The 20,898-nt window shown below is 36.1% G+C and carries 20 protein-coding genes and 1 other annotated feature; of the genes, 16 read left to right on the plus strand and 4 right to left on the minus strand.

Translation table 11 applies throughout. The features are described from left to right. The first annotated feature begins 14 nt into the window (after positions 1 to 14). From galE to tsaD, 7 genes are all read left to right on the plus strand, one after another. On the plus strand, positions 15 to 1,016 hold the full coding sequence (gene galE, locus IGI65_RS07575) for a UDP-glucose 4-epimerase GalE (RefSeq protein ID WP_438774425.1): 1,002 nt from the start codon (positions 15 to 17) through the stop codon (positions 1,014 to 1,016). Then, a complete protein-coding gene (gene galT, locus IGI65_RS07580; RefSeq protein WP_438773758.1) occupies positions 1,016 to 2,497 on the plus strand; it encodes a UDP-glucose--hexose-1-phosphate uridylyltransferase in 1,482 nt (493 codons plus the stop codon). Before galE ends, galT begins: the two co-directional genes overlap by 1 nt. Positions 2,498 to 2,592: 95 nt before the next feature. Beyond that, positions 2,593 to 3,585 (plus strand): LacI family DNA-binding transcriptional regulator, encoded by a 993-nt coding sequence (locus IGI65_RS07585; RefSeq protein ID WP_438773759.1) that lies wholly within the window; start codon positions 2,593 to 2,595, stop codon positions 3,583 to 3,585. Between the two features lie 224 nt (positions 3,586 to 3,809). Next, positions 3,810 to 4,535: a tRNA (adenosine(37)-N6)-threonylcarbamoyltransferase complex dimerization subunit type 1 TsaB gene (gene tsaB / locus IGI65_RS07590; protein WP_438773760.1), complete on the plus strand. Its 726-nt coding sequence runs from the start codon at positions 3,810 to 3,812 to the stop codon at positions 4,533 to 4,535. Then, positions 4,519 to 5,049: a ribosomal protein S18-alanine N-acetyltransferase gene (gene rimI, locus IGI65_RS07595; RefSeq protein WP_438773761.1), complete on the plus strand. Its 531-nt coding sequence runs from the start codon at positions 4,519 to 4,521 to the stop codon at positions 5,047 to 5,049. Before tsaB ends, rimI (IGI65_RS07595) begins: the two co-directional genes overlap by 17 nt. Further along, complete coding sequence (gene rimI / locus IGI65_RS07600; RefSeq protein ID WP_438773762.1) at positions 5,042 to 5,518, plus strand: ribosomal protein S18-alanine N-acetyltransferase; 477 nt, start codon at positions 5,042 to 5,044, stop codon at positions 5,516 to 5,518. Before rimI (IGI65_RS07595) ends, rimI (IGI65_RS07600) begins: the two co-directional genes overlap by 8 nt. Next, positions 5,508 to 6,521: a tRNA (adenosine(37)-N6)-threonylcarbamoyltransferase complex transferase subunit TsaD gene (gene tsaD, locus IGI65_RS07605; RefSeq protein ID WP_071864984.1), complete on the plus strand. Its 1,014-nt coding sequence runs from the start codon at positions 5,508 to 5,510 to the stop codon at positions 6,519 to 6,521. Before rimI (IGI65_RS07600) ends, tsaD begins: the two co-directional genes overlap by 11 nt. Positions 6,522 to 6,738: 217 nt before the next feature. Here tsaD and IGI65_RS07610 read toward each other — a convergent pair whose 3' ends face one another. Continuing rightward, the gene (locus IGI65_RS07610; RefSeq protein ID WP_438773763.1) at positions 6,739 to 7,425 is read right to left on the minus strand and encodes a Crp/Fnr family transcriptional regulator; all 687 of its coding nucleotides are present in this window, start codon (positions 7,423 to 7,425) and stop codon (positions 6,739 to 6,741) included. Positions 7,426 to 7,901: 476 nt separating this feature from the next. On the opposite strand from IGI65_RS07610, the gene arcA reads away from it, so the two are divergent. The 4 genes from arcA (at position 7,902) to argS (ending at position 13,526) form a co-directional block, all read left to right on the plus strand. Beyond that, on the plus strand, positions 7,902 to 9,131 hold the full coding sequence (gene arcA, locus IGI65_RS07615; protein ID WP_071864986.1) for an arginine deiminase: 1,230 nt from the start codon (positions 7,902 to 7,904) through the stop codon (positions 9,129 to 9,131). 79 nt (positions 9,132 to 9,210) lie between these two features. Beyond that, on the plus strand, positions 9,211 to 10,230 hold the full coding sequence (gene argF / locus IGI65_RS07620; protein WP_071864987.1) for an ornithine carbamoyltransferase: 1,020 nt from the start codon (positions 9,211 to 9,213) through the stop codon (positions 10,228 to 10,230). Positions 10,231 to 10,358: 128 nt separating this feature from the next. After that, the gene (gene arcC, locus IGI65_RS07625) at positions 10,359 to 11,306 is read left to right on the plus strand and encodes a carbamate kinase (protein ID WP_095006766.1); all 948 of its coding nucleotides are present in this window, start codon (positions 10,359 to 10,361) and stop codon (positions 11,304 to 11,306) included. A gap of 195 nt (positions 11,307 to 11,501) precedes the next feature. After that, positions 11,502 to 11,699, plus strand: a binding site (T-box leader). A 135-nt stretch (positions 11,700 to 11,834) separates the two neighbouring features. Further along, positions 11,835 to 13,526, plus strand: coding sequence for an arginine--tRNA ligase (gene argS / locus IGI65_RS07630; RefSeq protein WP_438773764.1), 1,692 nt, complete (start codon positions 11,835 to 11,837; stop codon positions 13,524 to 13,526). A 71-nt stretch (positions 13,527 to 13,597) separates the two neighbouring features. Here the strand turns inward: argS and IGI65_RS07635 are convergent, their stop codons facing one another. From IGI65_RS07635 to IGI65_RS07645, 3 genes are all read right to left on the minus strand, one after another. Continuing rightward, positions 13,598 to 13,876, minus strand: coding sequence for a hypothetical protein (locus IGI65_RS07635; RefSeq protein ID WP_438773765.1), 279 nt, complete (start codon positions 13,874 to 13,876; stop codon positions 13,598 to 13,600). Position 13,877: 1 nt separating this feature from the next. Further along, the gene (gene lysS, locus IGI65_RS07640) at positions 13,878 to 15,446 is read right to left on the minus strand and encodes a lysine--tRNA ligase (protein WP_438773766.1); all 1,569 of its coding nucleotides are present in this window, start codon (positions 15,444 to 15,446) and stop codon (positions 13,878 to 13,880) included. Between the two features lie 154 nt (positions 15,447 to 15,600). Further along, positions 15,601 to 16,071, minus strand: coding sequence for an arginine repressor (locus tag IGI65_RS07645; protein WP_412257610.1), 471 nt, complete (start codon positions 16,069 to 16,071; stop codon positions 15,601 to 15,603). A 459-nt stretch (positions 16,072 to 16,530) separates the two neighbouring features. Between IGI65_RS07645 and rpsB the strand changes: the two genes are divergently transcribed. The 5 genes from rpsB to IGI65_RS07670 all read left to right on the plus strand — a co-directional run bounded on the left by rpsB (position 16,531) and on the right by IGI65_RS07670 (position 20,870). Further along, positions 16,531 to 17,316 (plus strand): 30S ribosomal protein S2, encoded by a 786-nt coding sequence (gene rpsB, locus IGI65_RS07650; RefSeq protein WP_095006761.1) that lies wholly within the window; start codon positions 16,531 to 16,533, stop codon positions 17,314 to 17,316. A gap of 127 nt (positions 17,317 to 17,443) precedes the next feature. Next, the gene (tsf, locus tag IGI65_RS07655; protein ID WP_071864994.1) at positions 17,444 to 18,325 is read left to right on the plus strand and encodes a translation elongation factor Ts; all 882 of its coding nucleotides are present in this window, start codon (positions 17,444 to 17,446) and stop codon (positions 18,323 to 18,325) included. Positions 18,326 to 18,474: 149 nt separating this feature from the next. Beyond that, entirely contained in the window at positions 18,475 to 19,200 is a 726-nt protein-coding gene (pyrH, locus tag IGI65_RS07660) for a UMP kinase (protein WP_071864995.1), read from the plus strand. Continuing rightward, positions 19,201 to 19,758 carry a ribosome recycling factor gene (gene frr, locus IGI65_RS07665; RefSeq protein ID WP_071864996.1) on the plus strand — a complete coding sequence of 186 codons (558 nt, stop codon included), beginning with the start codon at positions 19,201 to 19,203 and terminating at the stop codon, positions 19,756 to 19,758. A 326-nt stretch (positions 19,759 to 20,084) separates the two neighbouring features. Then, positions 20,085 to 20,870: an isoprenyl transferase gene (locus IGI65_RS07670; RefSeq protein ID WP_438773767.1), complete on the plus strand. Its 786-nt coding sequence runs from the start codon at positions 20,085 to 20,087 to the stop codon at positions 20,868 to 20,870. The last annotated feature ends 28 nt before the right edge of the window (positions 20,871 to 20,898 follow it).

Here is a 20,898-nt window from a genome sequence, read left to right on the forward strand (position 1 = left end):
TTGGAGGTTTTATGATGGCAATTTTAGTATTAGGCGGAGCAGGTTATATTGGCTCTCACGCGGTAGATCAATTAATTAACAAAGGCTACGACGTTGTGGTAGTGGATAATTTATTAACAGGTCACAAACAAGCAATTCATAAAGAAGCGCGTTTTTATGAAGGCGATGTCCGGGATAAACCCTTTTTACAGACTGTTTTTCAAAAAGAAAATATTGAAGGTGTCATCCATTTTGCCGCTAGCTCTTTAGTCGGTGAGTCAGTGGAAAAACCGTTAAAATACTTTAACAATAATGTTTACGGTATGCAGATTTTACTTGAAGTAATGCAAGAAAATAATGTGAAAAATATTGTCTTTTCTTCAACTGCAGCAACTTATGGCGAACCAGAAGTTGTTCCGATTAAAGAAACAGCTGAAACTGCCCCTAAAAATCCTTATGGCGAAAGTAAATTAATGATGGAAAAAATGATGAAGTGGTGTGACAACGCTTATGGTATGAAGTATGTCGCCTTGCGCTATTTTAACGTCGCAGGAGCGAAATCTGACGCTTCCATTGGAGAAGATCATGATCCTGAAACGCATTTAGTACCGATTATTTTACAAGTCGCTTTAGGCCAAAGAGAAGCATTACAAATTTTTGGTGATGATTATAAAACGCCAGACGGTACATGTATTCGTGATTATGTTCAAGTAGAAGATTTAATTGCTGCCCATATTTTAGCTTTGGAATATTTAAAAGCAGGAAATGATAGTAATGTTTTCAATCTAGGAAGTAATAATGGTTACTCCGTTAAAGAAATGCTAGAAGCAGCTAGAGCTGTCACTGGCAAAGAAATTCCTGCTAAAGTTGCACCAAGACGAGCAGGAGATCCAGCGGTATTAGTGGCTTCTAGTGAGAAAGCAAAAGAAATTTTAGGCTGGCAACCAGCTTACACTGATATTAAAGATATTATTAAAACTGCTTGGGATTGGCATGTTAGTCATCCTCATGGGTATGAAGACTCGGAGGCAAAATAATGAGTATCAGTCAAACAGTAGTTGATTTTGCTACCTTGGCAATTCAAGCTGGGGGTTATATGGAACTAGACCGCCTTTATTTGCAAAACCGAATTATCGCTTTAATCGGTGAAGATAGTCTAGAAGACGTTTTACCCCACAAACAATTGGAAAGTTCACTGGTCTTATTAGATCGATTGATTGAAAAAGCAAAAGATAACGGTGTGATTGATGATAGCTTTGCGCAAAAAGAAATATTGGAAGCGCAATTAATGGATTTTCTAACTCCACCGCCTTCTGTTGTTAATGCGTTTTTTGCCCAACACTATGCTAAAGCACCGGCTGATGCTACGGATTACTTCTTTAAATTATGTCAAGAAAATGACTATATTAAAACGCGAGCGATTGCAAAAAATATTGTTTTTCCGACTGAAACTGAATATGGTGCTTTAGAAATTACGATTAATCTTTCAAAACCTGAAAAAGACCCTAAAGATATCGCCGCCATGCGCAATGTTGCTGATGTTAATTATCCTAAATGTATGTTATGTATGGAAAATGAAGGGTATAAAGGCCGTCTGAACTATCCAGCTCGTAGTAATCATCGAATTATTCGGATGAACTTAAATGGAGAAAGCTGGGGATTTCAATATTCACCTTATGCTTATTACAATGAACATTGTATTATTTTGTCAGAAGAACATCGACCGATGAAAATTAGTCGGGCCACTTTTGAACGCTTGTTAAGTATTATTGAAGTTTTTCCCCATTATTTCGTTGGTTCTAATGCGGATTTACCAATTGTGGGAGGATCTATTTTATCTCATGATCACTATCAAGGTGGAAGGCATACTTTTGCCATGGCCAAAGCACCAATTGAAACAGAAATTAGTTTGAGTGTTTTTAAAAATATCAAGGCTGGGATTGTCAAGTGGCCAATGTCTGTTATTCGCCTGCAAGGAAGTAATAAAAATGAGCTGATTAATGCTTGTGATTATATTTTACAAGCATGGAAACAATATTCAGATGAGAGTGTCTCAATAAAAGCATACAGTGAAGATGGAACACCTCACCATACAGTTACACCAATTGCAAGAAGAAATGGTGAACTATATGAGGTGGATTTAGTTTTACGAGATAATAATGTTTCAGAAGAATTTCCAGATGGCATCTTTCATCCTCATCCAGAAGTCCAACACATCAAAAAAGAAAATATTGGTCTGATTGAAGTGATGGGCTTAGCAGTATTACCCCCAAGACTATTAAATGAGTTAGAAGAAGTCAAAAATTATGTGCTGAAAAAAGCTAATGATATGGCGAGCTATCATCAAGTCTGGGCTGATCACATGATGAAGCACTATCAATTTACAGAAGCTAACGCGATGGAAATCATTCATGCTGAAGTTGGTCAGATTTTTGCTCAGGTACTAGAAGATGCAGGTGTCTTTAAGCGAGATACTACTGGACAAGCAGCGTTTTTACGTTTTACCGCTACACTTTAAAATTTGTGATGCTGCATAAGCAGGATAATGTAGGCAAATTTTTAATTGAAATTTCTCACTGCAACGTGTCACTTAGAAAATAAAGGAGGTGTCAAATGGCGACCATTAAAGATATTGCCAAAAAAGCTAATGTTTCTGCCGCTACTGTCTCACGAGTTTTAAATTATGATACTGGTCTTGCAGTGGGGCAAGAAACCAAACGAAAAATCTTTGAAGCAGCTGAAGCGCTAAATTATACAAAATATAAAAATAAGCAAAAAAAAGCGGAGCAAGTTATCCGCTTAGTACAGTGGTATAATGCAGAAGAAGAATTAGCTGATTTATATTATTTAGCGATTCGTTTAGGGATTGAAAGAAAAGCGGAAGAATTAAATATTCAGCTCGTAAAAGAATCTCTTTTTGAACTTTCTCAAATGAAGACAGATGGAACAATCGCGTTGGGAAAATTTGATGCCAAACAGATTAAAAGGCTAAAAGAGATGGGACAACCACTTCTTTTTGTTGACTATGACACCATGTCAGCCGGATTTGATTCATTAGTCGTCGATTTTCATCAGGCTGTCGATTTAGTTATCGACCATTTTATTAAAGAAGGCCATGAAAGAATTGCGATATTAACTGGTATCGAGTATACCAAAGACTTCCATAATGAAATCATAGATCCGCGGCTGACGATTTTTAACGAACGCCTACAACAATTGCGCCTGTTAAATTCTGAATATGAAATTACCGCCGACTTTACAGTAGAAGGTGGCTACCAAGCTGTTCATAAATTTTTACAAGTTACAAAAAAACTACCCACGGCTTTATTTGCAACTAGTGATGCAATGGCAGTAGGGGCTTTGAAAGCTATACAAGCATTTGGGTTGAAAGTACCAGAAGATATTTCTGTTATTGGTTTTAATGATGTTAGCGTGGCTAAATATGTCACACCCGCACTATCCACTGTTCAAGTTCCAACAGAATGGATGGGGGAATTGGCATTAGAAACGATATTGCAACTTACAAAAGATGAAGCGCCGGTACCAAGAAAGATTACCCTTGGTACAAAATTAATGCTAAGAGATTCAACTTTAATTTCTCAATGATGAAAAGTTATCGTAGCCTTAAAAATTGGCTACGGTAATTTTTTTAGCGGAAAATTGTTTAAGTGTTTTTACCAGTAACAATTCTATACAACAAGTTTATTACCCGATATTGCTTGGGTGAATTGTTTAGCTTTTTTTATTATTTACTTACTTTTTACAAGCGGTTATTTAACTTTTATAAATATGTGGTAAAATACACTAGAGTTAAAGGAGAGGATAACAGCGTGAAGATATTGGCGTTTGATACATCAAATAAAACATTAACTGTCAGTTTAATGGAAGATACTCTTTTATTAGGAGAAATTACCACTAATGTAAATAAAAACCACAGTGTAACCTTAATGCCAGCTATAGCTGATTTAATGGAGAAAGTCGGGTTAACACCACAAGATATTGATCGGATTGTAGTCGCACAAGGTCCTGGCTCTTATACGGGTCTGCGAATTGGGGTAACGACAGCTAAAACATTGGCAGATACATTAAATTGTGAATTAGTCGGTGTTTCAAGTTTAGCTGTACTCGCGGCAAATTGCCGTAATTATAATGGCGTGATTGTACCATTATTTGATGCAAGAAGAAATAATGTTTATACAGGTCTTTACAAATGGCAAGAAAATGAATTACAAACAGTTAAAAATGACACACATATTGCCCTAACCGATTTATTACCACAATTGGCTTTTGAAAAGGAAATTTTATTTGTTGGTGAAGATGCGATTAAATTTTCTGACCAGATAAAAACAGCATTGCCACATGCGACAATCAATCAGGTTCCTCATTGGCAAGTGCCAAATGGTGCTGTCTTAGCAGAACTAGGGGCAAAAAAAGCACCTGTTTTAGAGATTGATGCTTTTTTACCATTATATTTAAAACGAGTAGAAGCAGAAGAAAAATGGATAGCAAGCCACCAGGATTGGACAGGTGATGAGAATTATGTTGAAAAAATTTAAAGCTCTTTTGCCAAAGCCTCCTTTTAAATCAGCAGGATATACTTCACGGCCTTATCCTGTAAATACCAAATGGCTTGTGCGGGAAGTGACAAATGAAGATATTAAAGCTCTATTAGCAGTGGAACGAGAAGTTTATCATGGCAAATTACCTTGGACAAAATCAGCTTTTTTATCTGAATTGATTTCACCACTGCCACATTTGTATTTATGTATCGAAAACGAGGATATCTTAGCTTTTGGCGGATGTAGGATTATTGGAAATGATGCCCATATCACCAATATTGCAGTTCATCCTAAATTTCAAGGTGCAGGTATCGGGACTTTTTTATTAGAAGAGCTTGAAACTTTTGCGCGCCAACACGGCTGTCTTACGATGTCTTTAGAAGTACGTCTTAGTAATCGTGACGCTCAGCGACTCTACCGCAAGTTAGGTTACGTTTCACGAGCGATTAAACCTGCCTACTACGACCAAACCAATGAAGACGCTTTGGATATGGTGAAATATATTGAATAATTTTAAGATTAAAGAAAAAAAAGATTACAACTTGACGGAATTGGCTGATTCATTGTATAACTTGGCAGAGGCTGCCTATCAAACCGGAAGCCCCTGGAAAAAAGAGCAATATCTGACGGATTTAACGAATGCTTTAACCAATTATTTTATTATTGAAGAAAAAGAAACAATCGTTGCTTTTTTAGCCTATCAAAAGATTGTTGATGAAGTTGAAGTTGCTAATCTAGCAGTTCATCCTAAGTCTCAAAATAAAGGGTATGGCGGAATATTAATGAAATTGGTAGATAAAATTTCTGGTGTAAACCAAATCTTTTTAGAAGTCCGGGTAAAAAACTTCTCGGCTAAAAATTTATATTTAGCCCATGGTTATGAAGTTATTAGCCGACGGGCAGACTATTATCAAAATCCGGTCGAGGATGCTTTAATTATGGTAAAGAAAGTGAGGCCAATTTTAGAAAATGAAGTCTGAATTAATTTTGGCTATTGAAAGTAGCTGTGACGAAACCAGTGTAGCAGTGATTAAAGATGGGCATGAAATATTAAGTAATATTGTTGCGTCTCAAATTAAAAGTCACCAACGTTTTGGTGGGGTGGTGCCAGAAGTTGCTAGCAGACATCATGTAGAACAAATTACGATATGTCTAGAAGATGCTTTAGCTCAAGCACAAGTAAAACCTGCGGATTTAACAGCAGTAGCAGTAACTTATGGTCCTGGTTTAGTCGGGTCACTTTTAATTGGAATTTCAGCAGCTAAAGCTTTTGCTTGGGCACACCAGTTACCTTTAATCCCAGTTAATCATATGGCTGGCCATATTTATGCGGCCCGTTTAGTGAAGCCGTTACAATTTCCATTAATGGCTTTATTAGTTAGCGGTGGCCATACAGAACTGGTTTATATGGCAGCAGATGGAACTTATGAAATAATTGGAGAAACACGCGATGATGCAGCTGGTGAAGCGTATGACAAAGTGGGACGAGTGTTAGGACTAACTTATCCAAGTGGAAAAGAAATCGATACGCTTGCTCATCTTGGCAACGACACATTTAACTTCCCGCGGGCGATGATTCACGATGATAATTATGATTTTAGTTTTAGCGGTTTAAAAAGTGCCTTTATAAATTTAGTCCATAACGCCAATCAAAAAGGAACCGAATTAAGTAAAGAAGATTTAGCTGCAAGTTTTCAAGCCAGTGTAGTAGACGTGTTAACAGCAAAAACAATTAGGGCTTGTCAAAATTGGCCGGTTAAACAACTAATCGTTGCCGGTGGAGTTGCGGCAAATAAAGGGTTACGGGAACGTTTGAGTGAAGAATTACCTAAAGAAGTGCCTGGTGTTGAATTAATTGTACCGCCACTACGTTTATGTGGGGATAATGCTGCGATGATTGGAGCGGCAGCTCATGTGGAATTAGCTAAACAAAACGTAGGCGACTATCGTTTAAATGCAAAACCAGGTTTAGCATTAGCGTAAGCTTTTTCAAATTGTGTTTTTAATAGTGGTAGCTTTTGAAAAAATTAATGGTAAAAAAGAGTTATATTATTGGTGTAGTCAAGAAGTAGTGATTTTCTTCAGGCTGATGGATTTTTGGGGGAAATGAAATCATCTGATTGTAAGATTACTATTTCTGGCTTCCTTTCTTAAAAAATGGACACTTGGCTTGTGCTAAGTGTCCATTTTTTTACTGAAGTTACTTTATGGCTTTTTCATAAAAAGTAAAAATTTTCTTATCGTAGTCAATTAAACCTTTTTCTTTTAATTTTTTGATCACTTGTCCGGCTGTTTCACGGGTAGTACCACTATTAACGGCTAGTTCCTTTAAAGTAATTGGAAAAGGAATGGTGGTTTTTGATTTTGATTCTTGGTGCCCAAGTTCCCGTTTCAATATGTAGAGATTTTGCGTTACGCGATCGTGGGCATTCGAAGTTAAACCGGTTTGAAGCCGTAATTGATGACTTTCAATAATTTTATTTTGCTTTTTAATTAGGTAAAGTAATTGTTTGTTGTTTTTTTGACAAATTTGTTCGTAAATTTGGGTTGGGAAATAGAAAGTTTCAATATCTGTTAAGGCTTGTGCGCTGTGGGTATATACTTCTGCTTCAAATATACCACCCAAAGGAAAAACGCTATTGTTTGAAACATAATCATAATAATAATAAGTAGCACTTTCATCGTAACGCTCAATTCTAACTAAACCCTCCACGACATAGTAAAGCCGGTCTCGAGCGTCGCCTTCGTCAAAAAGAACTTGTCCTTTTTTATATGATCGTAATAAAACGTTTGCTTTTAAAAGTTGGAATTCATCCTCTGTTAGATTTTCAAAATCTGCTTGGTATCTTAAACGAGAAAATTGGTAATCTACCTTGTCTGCATACATCGTTGGCTAACTCCTTTTTACTCTTTTTTTCTCTATTTTATATTGTTGCTTTTTTCGAGTTGTTTGTAAAGAGTGAACTAATGCAAATAAGGGGAGATTGGGCAAAAAAATAATGAAAAATTCTAATTCGAATTTTTATCAAAAGAAAATGAAAAAAGTGAATAAAAGCTATCGTTGTATATTGAAAATATACAAAACGTTAAAATAGTATGCGTTTTCAAATTTAGAAATCCTTGATAATATAGAAAGAATGTTTATATGCAAAAAAAAAAACTAAATGAATAAATATTTTTTTTAGAGTAAAAATGAATAAATATAGTCCTTGTTATGATTATTTTGTCGTCTAATCGGGTAAATATAAATAACACCGGATATAATGTGAAATATTTCTCGTTTGTAATGCCGAATAAATTTGAAAACCCTTTCTTTTAAGCGTTAATCTATTAATGTAATCAATAACGAGGAGGCAATAAAAAATGGACAAACCAATTCACGTGTTTTCCGAAATCGGAAAACTGAACACTGTTCTATTAAAAAGACCTGGCGTAGAAGTTGAAAACTTAACTCCAGACATTATGGATCGTTTACTATTTGATGATATTCCATATTTGCCAAATGCCCAAGCTGAGCATGATGAGTTCGCCAAAGTTTTACAAGACAATGGGGCAGAAACACTTTATTTAGAAAAATTATCAACAGAAGCAATTGATGCTGGAAATGTGAAAGAAGAATTTTTAAATCGCATTCTTGATGAATCACATATTGACTCTGCTACAGTGCGTCAAGGCTTATTTGAATACTTACTAAGTATGGAAACCCAAGACATGGTAGATAAAATCATGGCTGGTGTCCGCACAAAAGAAATTGATGTTAAATCACGTTCACTTTTAGATTTATCTAGTGACGATGACTATCCATTTTATATGGATCCAATGCCTAACTTATACTTCACCCGCGACCCTTCCGCTTCAATTGGTAACGGTATGACAGTTAACAAAATGACTTTTGAAGCACGTCGTCGTGAATCATTATTTACAGAATATATCTTAAAACATCATCCTCGCTTTGCTGGTAAAGTTGATGTTTGGTTAGATCGTGAAGCTGACGGTCACATTGAAGGTGGGGACGAATTAGTTCTTAGCCATGAAGTCTTAGCAGTGGGTATTTCACAACGAACTAATGCGAAAACATTGGAAAAATTGGCGCGCAATATGTTTGCAAAAAATGCCGGCTTTGAAAAAGTTCTAGCTATTAAAATTCCAAATAACCGCGCGATGATGCACTTAGATACTGTATTTACAATGGTAGATTACGATAAATTTACTATTCATCCAGCAATTCAAGATGCAGACGGTAAAATTGACTGCTTTATCTTAGAACCAAATGGTGACGATATTACAATCACACAAACAAATGATTTACACGGCACCTTAAAAGATTTATTACACTTAGATGATTTAGTTTTAATTCCAACTGGTAACGGCGATGCAATTGTTGCTCCTCGTGAACAATGGAATGATGGCTCAAACACTTTAGCAATTGCACCAGGTGTAGTTGTAACCTATAATCGTAACTATGTATCCAATGAAATTTTGCGTAGCTATGGTATTAAAGTGTTAGAAATCCATTCAGGAGAATTATCACGCGGTCGTGGTGGTCCTCGTTGCATGAGTCAACCATTAGTACGTGAAGACTTAAAAAAATAAAAAGATGAATTGGTTCTGCGGGCAGCTTTAGGCTGCCTTAGCGGACCAAATGAATTATAACTAAAGGAGAGCTCAACTTATGAAAGAATCTGTATTCCAAGGAAGAAGCTTGTTAGCTGAAAAAGATTTTACGAAAGAAGAAATTCAATATTTAATCGATTTTTCTGAACATTTGAAAGATCTTAAAAAACGTGGTATTCCACACCACTACTTAGAAGGCAAAAACATTGCCCTTTTATTTGAAAAAACTTCTACTCGTACCCGTGCTGCCTTTACTACAGCTGCAATTGATTTAGGTGCACATCCTGAATATCTTGGTGCAAATGATATCCAATTAGGTAAAAAAGAATCTACTGAAGATACTGCCAAAGTATTGGGCCGTATGTTTGACGGGATTGAATTCCGCGGATTCAGCCAAAAAATGGTTGAAGAGTTGGCTGAGTTTTCAGGCGTTCCAGTTTGGAATGGTTTGACAGATGAATGGCATCCAACACAAATGATTGCTGACTTCCTAACAATCCAAGAAAACTTTGGAACTGTAGAAGATATTACATTAGCTTACTGTGGTGACGGTCGTAATAACATGGCAAACTCATTATTAGTAACTGGTGCAATTTTAGGTACAAATGTACGAATCGTAGCGCCAAAAGAATTACAACCTGAAGAAGACATCCAAAAAATGGCACAAGAATTTGCTGAAAAATCAGGTGCTAAATTGATGGTTACAGACGATGTTGACAAAGGTGTTGACGGCGCCGATGTATTATACTCAGACGTTTGGGTATCAATGGGTGAAGAAGACAAATTTGAAGAACGGATTAAATTATTACGTCCTTACCAAATCAACATGGAAATGATTGAAAAAACACATAATACCGATCGATTAATCTTCTTACACTGCTTACCAGCATTCCATGACACTAACACTGTCTACGGTGAACAAATGAAAGAAAGATTTGGTATCACTGAAATGGAAGTTACTGATGAAGTATTCCGTTCAAAATATGCTCGTCAATTTGATCAAGCAGAAAACCGTATGCACTCAATCAAAGCGATTATGGCTGCAACATTGGGTAATCTATTCATTCCCCGCGTTTAATCGTTACTAAACTAAAAACCTACTTTAACTAAGACGAGTCAGTTCTTTGAGCCTTTTGCCTGTCAAAAGAGCTGGCTTGTTTTGGTGTTTCTAAAAACTTATGAAATTTCTTACGAGGAGCGATAATTATGGCAAAACGTAAAGTCGTTGTGGCTTTAGGCGGGAATGCAATTTTATCTGATGATGCAACTGCACAAGCACAACAAAACGCATTAAAAGAAACAGCAAAATACTTGGTACAATTTATTGAACAAGGTGATGAGTTAATCATCTCTCATGGTAATGGTCCTCAAGTTGGGAACTTATTAATTCAACAAGCGGCCGCTGACTCTGAAAAAACACCAGCAATGCCTTTAGATACTTGTGTGGCGATGACAGAAGGTTCAATTGGCTACTGGTTACAAAATGAAATGGGATCAATTTTAAAAGAAAAAGGAATCGATAAAGATGTCGTTTCTTTAGTAACTCAAGTAATCGTAGCAGAAGACGATCCATCATTTAACAACCCAAGTAAACCAGTTGGTCCTTTCTTTACAGAAGAAGAAGCCAAACAACAAATGGCTGCTAGCAGCAATGCCACTTTTAAAGAAGATGCAGGTCGTGGCTGGCGCAAAGTTGTAGCTTCACCAAAACCAATTTCAATTAAAGAAGCGCGTGTCATTGAAAGTTTAGTCGATCAAGGCGTTGTAACTATTTCTGTTGGTGGCGGCGGGATCCCTGTCGTTGAAACTGAAAATGGCTTAGAAGGTCGCGAAGCGGTTATCGATAAAGATTTTGCTTCTGAAAAATTAGCTGAAATCATCAATGCAGATCTTTTGATTGTATTAACGGGTGTCGATAATGTTTATGTAAACTATCAAAAACCAGATCAAAAGAAACTAGAACGCGTAACTGTTTCTGAAATGAAACAATATATTAAAGAAGATCAGTTTGCACCAGGTAGCATGTTACCAAAAGTGCAAGCATGTATCGAATTTGTTGAAGCTCGTCCTGAAGGCAAAGCAATCATCACTTCATTAGAAAATATTGAAAACCTATTAGCTAATGAAGATGGAACAATTGTCGTTGCCGACTAATTTATTATTTTGTGAAAAAATAGCTCTGCTGTACATTTTTCTCCTTTAGGGTACAGTGGAGGTATTTTTTTAATGCTGGTTATAAATATGCACTATTTAGTGAAAAACGAAATAAAATACTTGTTGTTTTAAAATAATAATAAAAAAGACTAGCCAGAAAAAAAAGTATTTGCTATAATCGGTGTCAGTTTAATAATTGATTTTGTGAACAAGAGAGTATTATTTGTTGGAAAACATAGCGAGTTTGGGAAGGTGTAAGCCAAGCAGGAAGGCAAATAAGAAGCGCACTTGGGAAAATCTGCTAAAAAAGCAGACGGCCATCTACCGTTATAGAAGAAGCTGGTCTGAAATTCAGACAATAAGAGTGGTACCGCGGGAAGTCTCGTCTCTAACGATTATCGTTAGGGGCTTTTTTTATTGGTAAAATCCAGCTAGATAAAGGTTCTAACTGGTTTTGGTTGCAATTAAATTGTAAAATAATGGTAACTGATGAGTTTTATGCTCATTTTAATCTAAGGAGGATATTTGATGAATAACAAAGATGTCGTAGCAAAAGCACTTTACGCTGTATTAAAAGATGATTTATCAATGGAACAAATTGAAAAGCTTTTGGAAAATCCCAAATCTGCTGATCACGGGGATGTGGCCTTTCCTACTTTTGCCTTAGCTAAAGCGTATAAAAAAGCACCACAACAAATTGCGCCAGAATTAGCAGAAAAAATTGATGGTGCTAATTTTGAAAAAATTGAAGTTGTTGGTCCATACTTAAACTTCTTTATGAATAAAGGTGCTATTTCAGAAAAAGTTTTAGCCACTGTAGTAAAAGAAAAAGAACACTACGGAGATGCTAATATTGGAGAAAATCGTAATGTACCAATCGATTTGTCTTCACCAAATATTGCCAAACCGATTTCAATGGGACACTTGCGTTCTACGGTTATTGGTAACTCCATTGGATTTATTATGGAAAAAATTGGCTATAACCCAATTCGGATTAACCATTTAGGTGACTGGGGTACACAATTTGGTAAATTAATTGTTGCCTATAAAAAATGGGGTTCAGAAGAAGCGGTTAAAGAGCAACCAATCAACGAATTATTACGTTTGTATGTACAGTTTCATGAAGAAGTTGAAACACAGCCTGAACTGGACGATGAAGCTCGTGCTTGGTTTAAAAAACTAGAAGACGGTGACAAAGAGGCTGTTTCATTATGGCAGTGGTTCCGTGATGAATCAATGAAAGAATTCAATAAAATCTACGATATGTTAGAAGTTAAATTTGACTCTTTAAATGGGGAAGCTTTCTACAATGATAAGATGGATGAAATTATCGAATTGTTGGAAGAAAAACATTTACTAAAAGAAGATCGTGGCGCAGAAATCGTCGATTTATCTGCTTATGATTTGAATCCGGCGTTAATCCGTAAATCTGATGGTGCCACACTTTATATCACTCGTGACTTAGCGGCAGCGTTATATCGTAAACGGACTTATGATTTTGCCCAATCTATTTACGTAGTAGGTAACGAACAAAGCTATCATTTTAAACAATTAAAAGCAGTTCTAAAAGAAATGGGCTTTGACTGGTCTGACGACATGCATCACATTGCATTTGGCTTGATTACGCAAGGTGGTAAAAAATTATCAACGCGTAAAGGGAAGATCGTTTTACTTGAAGAAGTCTTAAATCAAGCAATTGATTCAGCGAAAGAACAAATTTCTGAGAAAAATCCTGATTTAGAAAACAAAGACGAAGTAGCTAAACAAGTCGGTGTAGGCGCAGTTATTTTCCACGATCTTAAAAATGACCGCTTAAATACATTTGACTTTACATTAGAAGAAGTGGTTCGTTTTGAGGGCGAAACTGGTCCGTATGTACAATACACTCATGCTCGGGCAATGAGTATTTTAGAAAAAGCTGGCTTTACACCAGATGAAAATGCGCACTATACATTAAATGACGAAGCTTCTTGGGAAGTTGTAAAATTAATTCAACAATACCCAGATACAATCTTAAAAGCTGCATCTAATTACGAACCATCTGTGATTGCTAAACATGCAATCAAATTAGCACAAGCATTTAATAAATATTATGCGAATGTGAAAATTTTGGCGGATGACAATCAAAAAGATGCCCGTCTAGCATTAGTATATGCTGTGACAGTTTTACTAAAAGAAGACCTACGTCTATTAGGATTACACGCCCCAGACAAAATGTAAATCTAAATAAAAAAACGGTAGCAGCTATTTAAATAGTTGCTACCGTTTTACTATTTTACTATATTTAACTACTAGCAAATTAAAAACTTCCAAATAATTAGTAGTAAAAAGCCGATAAAAAAGGGAGGAACGACTACTAAAATAAAATGACTGATCGTCTTACCAACTTCTCTTTCTTTTTTATAAGCGGGATCGTTGCGATCTAATTGAAATTTCTTTAGAGAACGAGACCAAAATAGACCATCGCTAATTTTTAACATTATACTTAAAAAAAGTAAGAATGTTGTAAAAGAAAGACCAACAATTAAAAACACAGTTAAGTTATCTAGACCAAAAAGAGCATGCTTCATGTTAATCCTCAAATGAAAGTAATTGTTCTAGTTTGTTACGGCCAATAACTTTGATTAAAAGCGGAATGCGTGGTCCGTGATCTTGGTTTAACGTTAATTGATAAAGTGCGGTAAAGAGCGCTTTTTGTGCAGTACGTTTTTCTTTTTTGTCAGTTGCAGTACTTAAGTCATAAATTTTTTGCATTAATTCTGTTTCTGTGAGAGCAGTTGTCTGAGGTAGAAGCTGGCGAAATTCTTTTATTTGTTGTTTTACCTCTGGGCTAAGTGTTTGGTATACTTTTGTATTTGGCGTTTCACAAATTGTAATCAGACGATTTTTCGCATCATTTTCAATCCAGTATTGGGATCGTGGCAGAATATAAGCAATTGCTTCTGATGAATAGAGATTTTCTTTTTCTAATAATTTTTGGGCCAGAGTGGCGTTATTCGCAGTTAGAGATAAAATACTTACAACATGCCCAAATTCAGGATAAGTTTTTGTAAGATCAACACCAGTTAATTGTAATAATTGTTGGTTTGTTTCGTCTAAATCGCCTTTTTTAGCCTTTGATACTAAGCGTTCAAATTCTGCGTAGTTTCGCAAAACATCATCATCTAAGCCTAAATCAAACTGAGCTTTTGGCTGGTATTTTCCATATAAGTAAAATACCAATTCTGGTGTATAAATAGATAATAAATCGGGCAAAGTTAAAATATTCCCTGTGGAACTGGACATTTTCTTTGTTTGCCCTTTGATATTGACAAAATCATAAGGTTGATAGATTGGCGCATGCCAATTAAAGATTTCTTTTGCAATCGCTTTTGCCACGTCGAAGCTACCATTTTTTGAAGAATGGTCTTTTCCTCCAGGTTCAAAAGCCACCTTTTCATACCGCCAGCGCATAGGCCAATCAATTTTCCAATGAAGTTTGATTCTTTGCTTTTGTCCAATCGTTTGTTGGCCAACGTGCTGACAATTTTGACATGTATAAAAAATAGTTTGTGTTGTTTCATCGTAACGTGTAATTCTAGTGGTATCGTGGTAACAATTATCACAATATAAAGAGATTGGATAATAATTTTCTCGCTCAGTTTGATCAGGTTTTTCGGAACGAAAACGGCTTAAAATATCATATATCTCTTTACGCTTACTCAGAGCTAGGGCAATTTCCTCATCGTAATTTCCACCTTCATAAGCTTGTGTTTCAAAAATAAATTCAGGTTTAATCGTCATTTTTTCTAAATCATTGCGAAATAATTGTTCAAAATAATCACCATAGGAAGTAGCTGTAGTATCTTTTTTAGGAGCTGCTACTTTTGTATAAGGCATGCCGATACTTTTGGCTGATACCCCCATAACATTTTGTGGAATTTTGCGTAAACGATCATAATCATCCCAAGATAAAATATAACGAGGCTTGGCGCCTAAAAAAGTGAGTGCTTGAGTGACGAAATAAGTGGTAGCAATTTCACGAAAATTCCCCACATGAATGTAACCAGAAGGACTAACACCAGAAGCACATGTAATCGTATTTTTTTGATCTGACTGTTGCTTGATTAACTTATTAGCGATGTCAAAAGCCCAATGCATAAAAAAACCTCCTTGTTAAAATTTATTCAGCTATTTCTTTTAATTGTAGCATTGAATTGAAAAAAATTCCTTTTTGCTCTTTTTAAAGATTGTTTTGCAGCAGGGCAAATAAAAAACACTCAAACAGTTAACTGTTTTGAGTGTTAAATTTATACTAAGCAATGATATGAGAGTTGAAGTATTCTTCAATTTTAGCTGCATCTTCTTCGGTACGGGAGATGACAATAACCGTATCAAAGCCTGCGATAGTGGTTACTTTTTCTGGTACTTCAATATCATCGATTAAAGCACACAAGACTTGGGCGTTATCGGGAATCGTTACAATAATGGTTAAAAAATGTACCCGTTCCACTTTAACTACCACATCTTCAACCATATGGATTAGACGACGTTCTTCTTCGCGACCATCTCCATCAAAGCGGTCACCTTGAAAAATTTCAAACCGAGCGATGCCGTTGTCATCAGGTGCCTTAATGATTTTTAAATCGCGAATATCACGAGAAATTGTAGCTTGAGTAGCACTTACACCATGACTTTCCAAGATATTTAGTAATTCTTCTTGGGTGCGAACGGTTTGATTGCTAATGATTTGTTTAATTAATAAATGACGGTCTGCTTTACGCATTTGTTTGCTCCTTTATCAATAAATTTGCAACCTCATCATAACAAAATACTTTATTTTTTGATAGTCTTATTAATGTTTTTTTATACACTGGATGTTTTCATAATACAAATTTATGCGTAATGTAGCACTTTTATAGTAAAAGTTTGAATTATCTGTCTTTTTTAACAGAAAAATATTTCTCTGAATAATTTTCTACCGAATAATAAAAAATCGTCACTTTTTATATGTTGTCAAGTAACTCTTTTTTTATTTAAAAGATAAAGATTAAAAAAAGCGACTTTCAGACTTGAAACTCATCACCATTATCGGTATAATGGCTAAGGATGTGGGGAAAACCTACAGACCACAAAATCCACATCAAAAACGGATCTGAGACAGGGTGCTTTACCAAATAGTAAAGTCTGCCAAGGAGCTTGACGTTTTTGAAAGGGAAAAAACCAAATTGGAGGAAACAAAAACATGGCAGTAATCTCAATGAAACAATTGCTAGAAGCCGGCGTACACTTTGGTCACCAAACACGTCGCTGGAACCCAAAAATGAAGAAATATATCTTCACAGAACGTAATGGTATCTACATTATTGACTTGCAAAAAACAGTTAAATTAGTAGATGCAGCTTACGACTACATGAAAAACGTTGCAGAAGAAGGCGGCGTTGCATTGTTTGTTGGTACTAAAAAACAAGCACAAGAAGCAATCAAAGAAGAAGCAACTCGTGCAGGTCAATTCTACGTTAACCATCGTTGGTTAGGTGGTACTTTGACTAACTGGGAAACAATCCAAAAACGTGTTGCACGTTTGAAACAAATCAACAAAATGGAAGAAGACGGTACTTTTGAAGTACTACCTAAAAAAGAAGTTGTGGGCTTAAACAAAGAACGCGAACGTCTTGAAAAATTCTTAGGTGGTATCGCTGATATGCCTCGTATTCCAGATGTAATGTACATCGTTGACCCTCGTAAAGAACGTATTGCTGTTCAAGAAGCTCGTAAATTGAATATCCCAATCGTAGCGATGGTTGATACAAACTGTGATCCAGATGAAATCGATGTTGTAATCCCATCAAATGACGATGCGATTCGTGCCGTTAAATTAATTACAGCTAAAATGGCTGATGCATTAATCGAAGGCAACCAAGGTGAAGACCAAGTTGTTGAAGAAACTTTCGTATCAGAAGATGCTGAAGGCACAACTTCAATTGAAGAAATCGTTGACGTTGTTGAAGGCGACAACCAAGCTGAATAATTCAGTTGCATAAATTTTGACACGGAGCTGTTTCAAAGGCTAGGCGGCAAGCCTCACTCTCCTTTGAAACAGCTTTTTTTAAAGAAATGCAGGCTACCTGCAACAAACTTCGAGGAGGAACCACAAAATGGCAGACGTTACAGCTAAAATGGTTAAAGAATTACGCGACATGACTGGTGTCGGTATGATGGATGCAAAACGTGCATTAGTAGAAGTTGAAGGCAATATTGAAAAAGCCGTAGACTTATTAAGAGAAAAAGGTATGGCAAAAGCAGCTAAGAAAAATGATCGTATTGCCGCAGAAGGTTTAGCTTCTGTTGCAGTAAACGGTAACGTTGCTGCTGTTGTTGAAGTTAACTCAGAAACTGACTTCGTTTCTAAAAACGAAATGTTCCAAGATTTAGTTAAAGAAATCGCTGAATTAGTAGCTGCGAATAAACCAGCTGACATGGAAGCAGCAATGAAATTAGAAACTGCTAAAGGTACTGTTGAAGCAGCTTTAATTGAAGCAACTCAAGTTATTGGTGAAAAAATCAGCTTCCGTCGTTTTGAAGTTGTTGAAAAAGACGATAACGCAGCGTTTGGTGGCTACTTACACATGGGTGGTCGGATTGCTGTATTGACTGTTTTAGAAGGTACAACTGATGAAACAGTAGCAAAAGACGTTGCAATGCACGTTGCTGCTATCAACCCACGCTATGTTGATGAATCACAAATTCCAGCTGAAGAATTAGAACATGAAAAAAATGTTTTAACTGAACAAGCATTAAACGAAGGCAAACCAGCTAATATCGTTGAAAAAATGGTTGAAGGCCGCTTGAAGAAATTCAAAGCTGAAATTTCTTTAGTTGACCAACCATTTGTTAAAGACCCAGATATGACTGTTTCTCAATACGTTGCTTCAAAAGGCGCTACAGTGAAATCATTTGTACGTTTTGAAGTTGGCGAAGGTATCGAAAAACGTGAAGATAACTTTGTTGAAGAAGTTATGAGCCAAGTTAAAAAATAATTCTATTCAATTGAATAGTAGGGAACGCATTTTATGCGCTCCCTTTTTTTAAAGCCAGTTATAAAAAAATAACGGCAAACCCTGACGACAGTATAAAGATTATCGCAATTTATGCTACAATAGTCAGTAGAAGATACGGAGGAAGCAAAATGGTTAAACCAAAATATCAACGAGTAGTCCTAAAATTAAGTGGAGAAGCATTAGCCGGTGATGAAGGCTTTGGTATTAAACCACCAACTATTAAAGAAATCGTCAAAGAAATTAAAGATGTCCATGCATTGGGTGTTGAAATGGCAATTGTAGTTGGTGGCGGTAACATTTGGCGGGGACAAATTGGTGCCCAAATGGGTATGGAACGCGCTCAAGCAGATTACATGGGAATGTTAGCTACCGTTATGAACGCTTTGGCATTACAAGATACGTTGGAAAATGAAGGAGTACCAACGCGCGTGCAAACATCCATCGAAATGCGCCAAATTGCTGAACCTTATATTCGCCGTCGAGCTGAACGCCACTTAGAAAAAGGTCGTATTGTAATTTTTGCCGGTGGTACTGGTAATCCATACTTTTCAACGGATACTACGGCTGCATTACGGGCAGCAGAAATCGATGCTGATGTCATTTTAATGGCAAAAAACAATGTTGATGGTGTTTACTCAGCAGATCCAAAATTAGATGATACTGCGGTGAAATTTGAAGAATTAACACATCTAGAAGTGATTGCAAAAGGTCTTCAAGTTATGGATTCAACTGCAAGCTCATTAAGTATGGATAATGATATTCCTTTAGTCGTCTTCAATTTAAATGAACCAGGAAATATTCGTCGTGTTATTTTAGGCGAACATATCGGCACAACAGTTAGGGGGAAGAAATAAATGGCTGATGCAACTATGACAGAAGCAAAAGAAAAAATGCAAAAAGTCGCTGAAAACTTGCAGCGTACATTAGGACAAATTCGTGCAGGTCGTGCGAACTCTGGTTTATTAGACCGAGTTTTAGTACCTTATTACGGGGTACCAACACCACTTAATCAAATGGCTTCTATTCAAACACCAGAAGCACGAGTTCTTTTAATCACACCTTTTGATAAATCAATGATTAAGGAAGTGGAAAAAGCTTTACTAACGAGTGATATCGGGATTACACCACAAAGCGATGGTACTGTAATTCGCTTAGTTTTCCCACAGCTAACAGAAGAACGCCGAAAAGAACTGGCTAAAGAAGTGAAAAAAGAAGCTGAAAATGCTAAAATTGCAGTTCGTAATGTTCGTCGCGATGCAATGGATGCTTATAAGAAACAAGAAAAAAATAGTGATATTACAGAAGATGACTTGCGCAACTTAGAAAAAGACGTGCAACAATTAACTGATGATAGCATTAAGCAGTTGGATCAAATTGCTGCAGATAAAGAAAAAGAACTTTTAGAAGTTTAATAAAAGTTTTTAGAAGGTGTGACAAAAGTCTTGTCACACCTTCTTTTTTTGCGAATAAACGGTATTAAAAAAATAGCCTCTTTTTTTGTGGAACAATTTTAAATTAAAAGATTAATTTACCAATAAATTTTCAACTTTATAAAGGAAAGGAGTTTTTTTGTGAAACATTACTCCGAGTAAAAAAGCGCTTTTGAAATCCATTTTGTGGATAACATCCTTTAATAATTTTAAAAAGCATTCTTGCTTTTCATAGGCAAGTATTCTGATTATTGCTATAATAGGGAAGATGATTTACTTGCGAGTAAAAATAGTTAGGAGGCTTTTTTATGTGGCGTTTTTTTCCACAGAAAAATAAATACGTTCAAGAAGAAGCGGCGTTTACATTTGATCAGAATAAGGAAATTCCCAAACATATCGCAATTATTATGGACGGTAATGGTCGCTGGGCACAAAATCGTCGTTTGCCCCGTGTTGCTGGACATAAAGAAGGGATGGAAACGGTCAAAAAAATTACGAAACATGCATCTCGTTTGGGGGTAAAAGTTTTAACATTATACGCTTTTTCAACTGAAAATTGGAAACGACCAGAAGAAGAAGTGAGTTTTTTGATGCAGTTACCGGTCGACTTTTTTGATAAATTTGTTCCAGAACTAATCAAAGAAAATGTGAAAGTAAACGTAATGGGCTACATTGAATTTTTACCTACCCATACACAAGATGCGGTAAACCGCGCAATTGAACAAACCAAAGATAACACTGGGATGGTACTAAACTTCGCTTTAAACTATGGCAGTCGAGCAGAGATAGTCACTGCTGTGCAAGATATTTATACAGAATTTAAAGAAAAAGATGCTAAAAAAGATGCAATCACAGAAGAAGTGATCAGCAATCATTTGATGACAGGATTTCTACCTGCTGAATTGCAAAATCCCGAATTACTAATTCGAACAAGTGGTGAAGAACGAATCAGCAACTTTTTATTGTGGCAAATTGCCTATAGTGAATTTTTCTTTACAGATGCTTTGTGGCCAGATTTTAATGGCGAGTTGTTGGAAATGGCCATTGCTACTTTCCAAAATCGTGATCGGCGTTTTGGCGGTTTAAAAAAATAGTTAAATTTGTAAAAACAAAGGAGGAATG

It is taken from the genome of Enterococcus sp. DIV0755b, assembly GCF_051713765.1.
GTDB lineage: Bacteria > Bacillota > Bacilli > Lactobacillales > Enterococcaceae > Enterococcus_C > Enterococcus_C canintestini.

Bases quoted from the DNA above. Each gene is read 5' to 3' on its own strand.
- galE (WP_438774425.1), top strand. From the start codon at position 15: ATGGCAATTTTAGTATTAGGCGGAGCAGGTTATATTGGCTCTCACGCG.
- galT (WP_438773758.1), top strand. From the start codon at position 1,016: ATGAGTATCAGTCAAACAGTAGTTGATTTTGCTACCTTGGCAATTCAA.
- IGI65_RS07585 (WP_438773759.1), top strand. From the start codon at position 2,593: ATGGCGACCATTAAAGATATTGCCAAAAAAGCTAATGTTTCTGCCGCT.
- rimI (WP_438773761.1), top strand. From the start codon at position 4,519: ATGTTGAAAAAATTTAAAGCTCTTTTGCCAAAGCCTCCTTTTAAATCA.
- tsaD (WP_071864984.1), top strand. From the start codon at position 5,508: ATGAAGTCTGAATTAATTTTGGCTATTGAAAGTAGCTGTGACGAAACC.
- IGI65_RS07610 (WP_438773763.1), bottom strand. From the start codon at position 7,425: ATGTATGCAGACAAGGTAGATTACCAATTTTCTCGTTTAAGATACCAA.
- arcA (WP_071864986.1), top strand. From the start codon at position 7,902: ATGGACAAACCAATTCACGTGTTTTCCGAAATCGGAAAACTGAACACT.
- argF (WP_071864987.1), top strand. From the start codon at position 9,211: ATGAAAGAATCTGTATTCCAAGGAAGAAGCTTGTTAGCTGAAAAAGAT.
- arcC (WP_095006766.1), top strand. From the start codon at position 10,359: ATGGCAAAACGTAAAGTCGTTGTGGCTTTAGGCGGGAATGCAATTTTA.
- argS (WP_438773764.1), top strand. From the start codon at position 11,835: ATGAATAACAAAGATGTCGTAGCAAAAGCACTTTACGCTGTATTAAAA.
- IGI65_RS07635 (WP_438773765.1), bottom strand. From the start codon at position 13,876: ATGAAGCATGCTCTTTTTGGTCTAGATAACTTAACTGTGTTTTTAATT.
- lysS (WP_438773766.1), bottom strand. From the start codon at position 15,446: ATGCATTGGGCTTTTGACATCGCTAATAAGTTAATCAAGCAACAGTCA.
- IGI65_RS07645 (WP_412257610.1), bottom strand. From the start codon at position 16,071: ATGCGTAAAGCAGACCGTCATTTATTAATTAAACAAATCATTAGCAAT.
- rpsB (WP_095006761.1), top strand. From the start codon at position 16,531: ATGGCAGTAATCTCAATGAAACAATTGCTAGAAGCCGGCGTACACTTT.
- tsf (WP_071864994.1), top strand. From the start codon at position 17,444: ATGGCAGACGTTACAGCTAAAATGGTTAAAGAATTACGCGACATGACT.
- pyrH (WP_071864995.1), top strand. From the start codon at position 18,475: ATGGTTAAACCAAAATATCAACGAGTAGTCCTAAAATTAAGTGGAGAA.
- frr (WP_071864996.1), top strand. From the start codon at position 19,201: ATGGCTGATGCAACTATGACAGAAGCAAAAGAAAAAATGCAAAAAGTC.
- IGI65_RS07670 (WP_438773767.1), top strand. From the start codon at position 20,085: ATGTGGCGTTTTTTTCCACAGAAAAATAAATACGTTCAAGAAGAAGCG.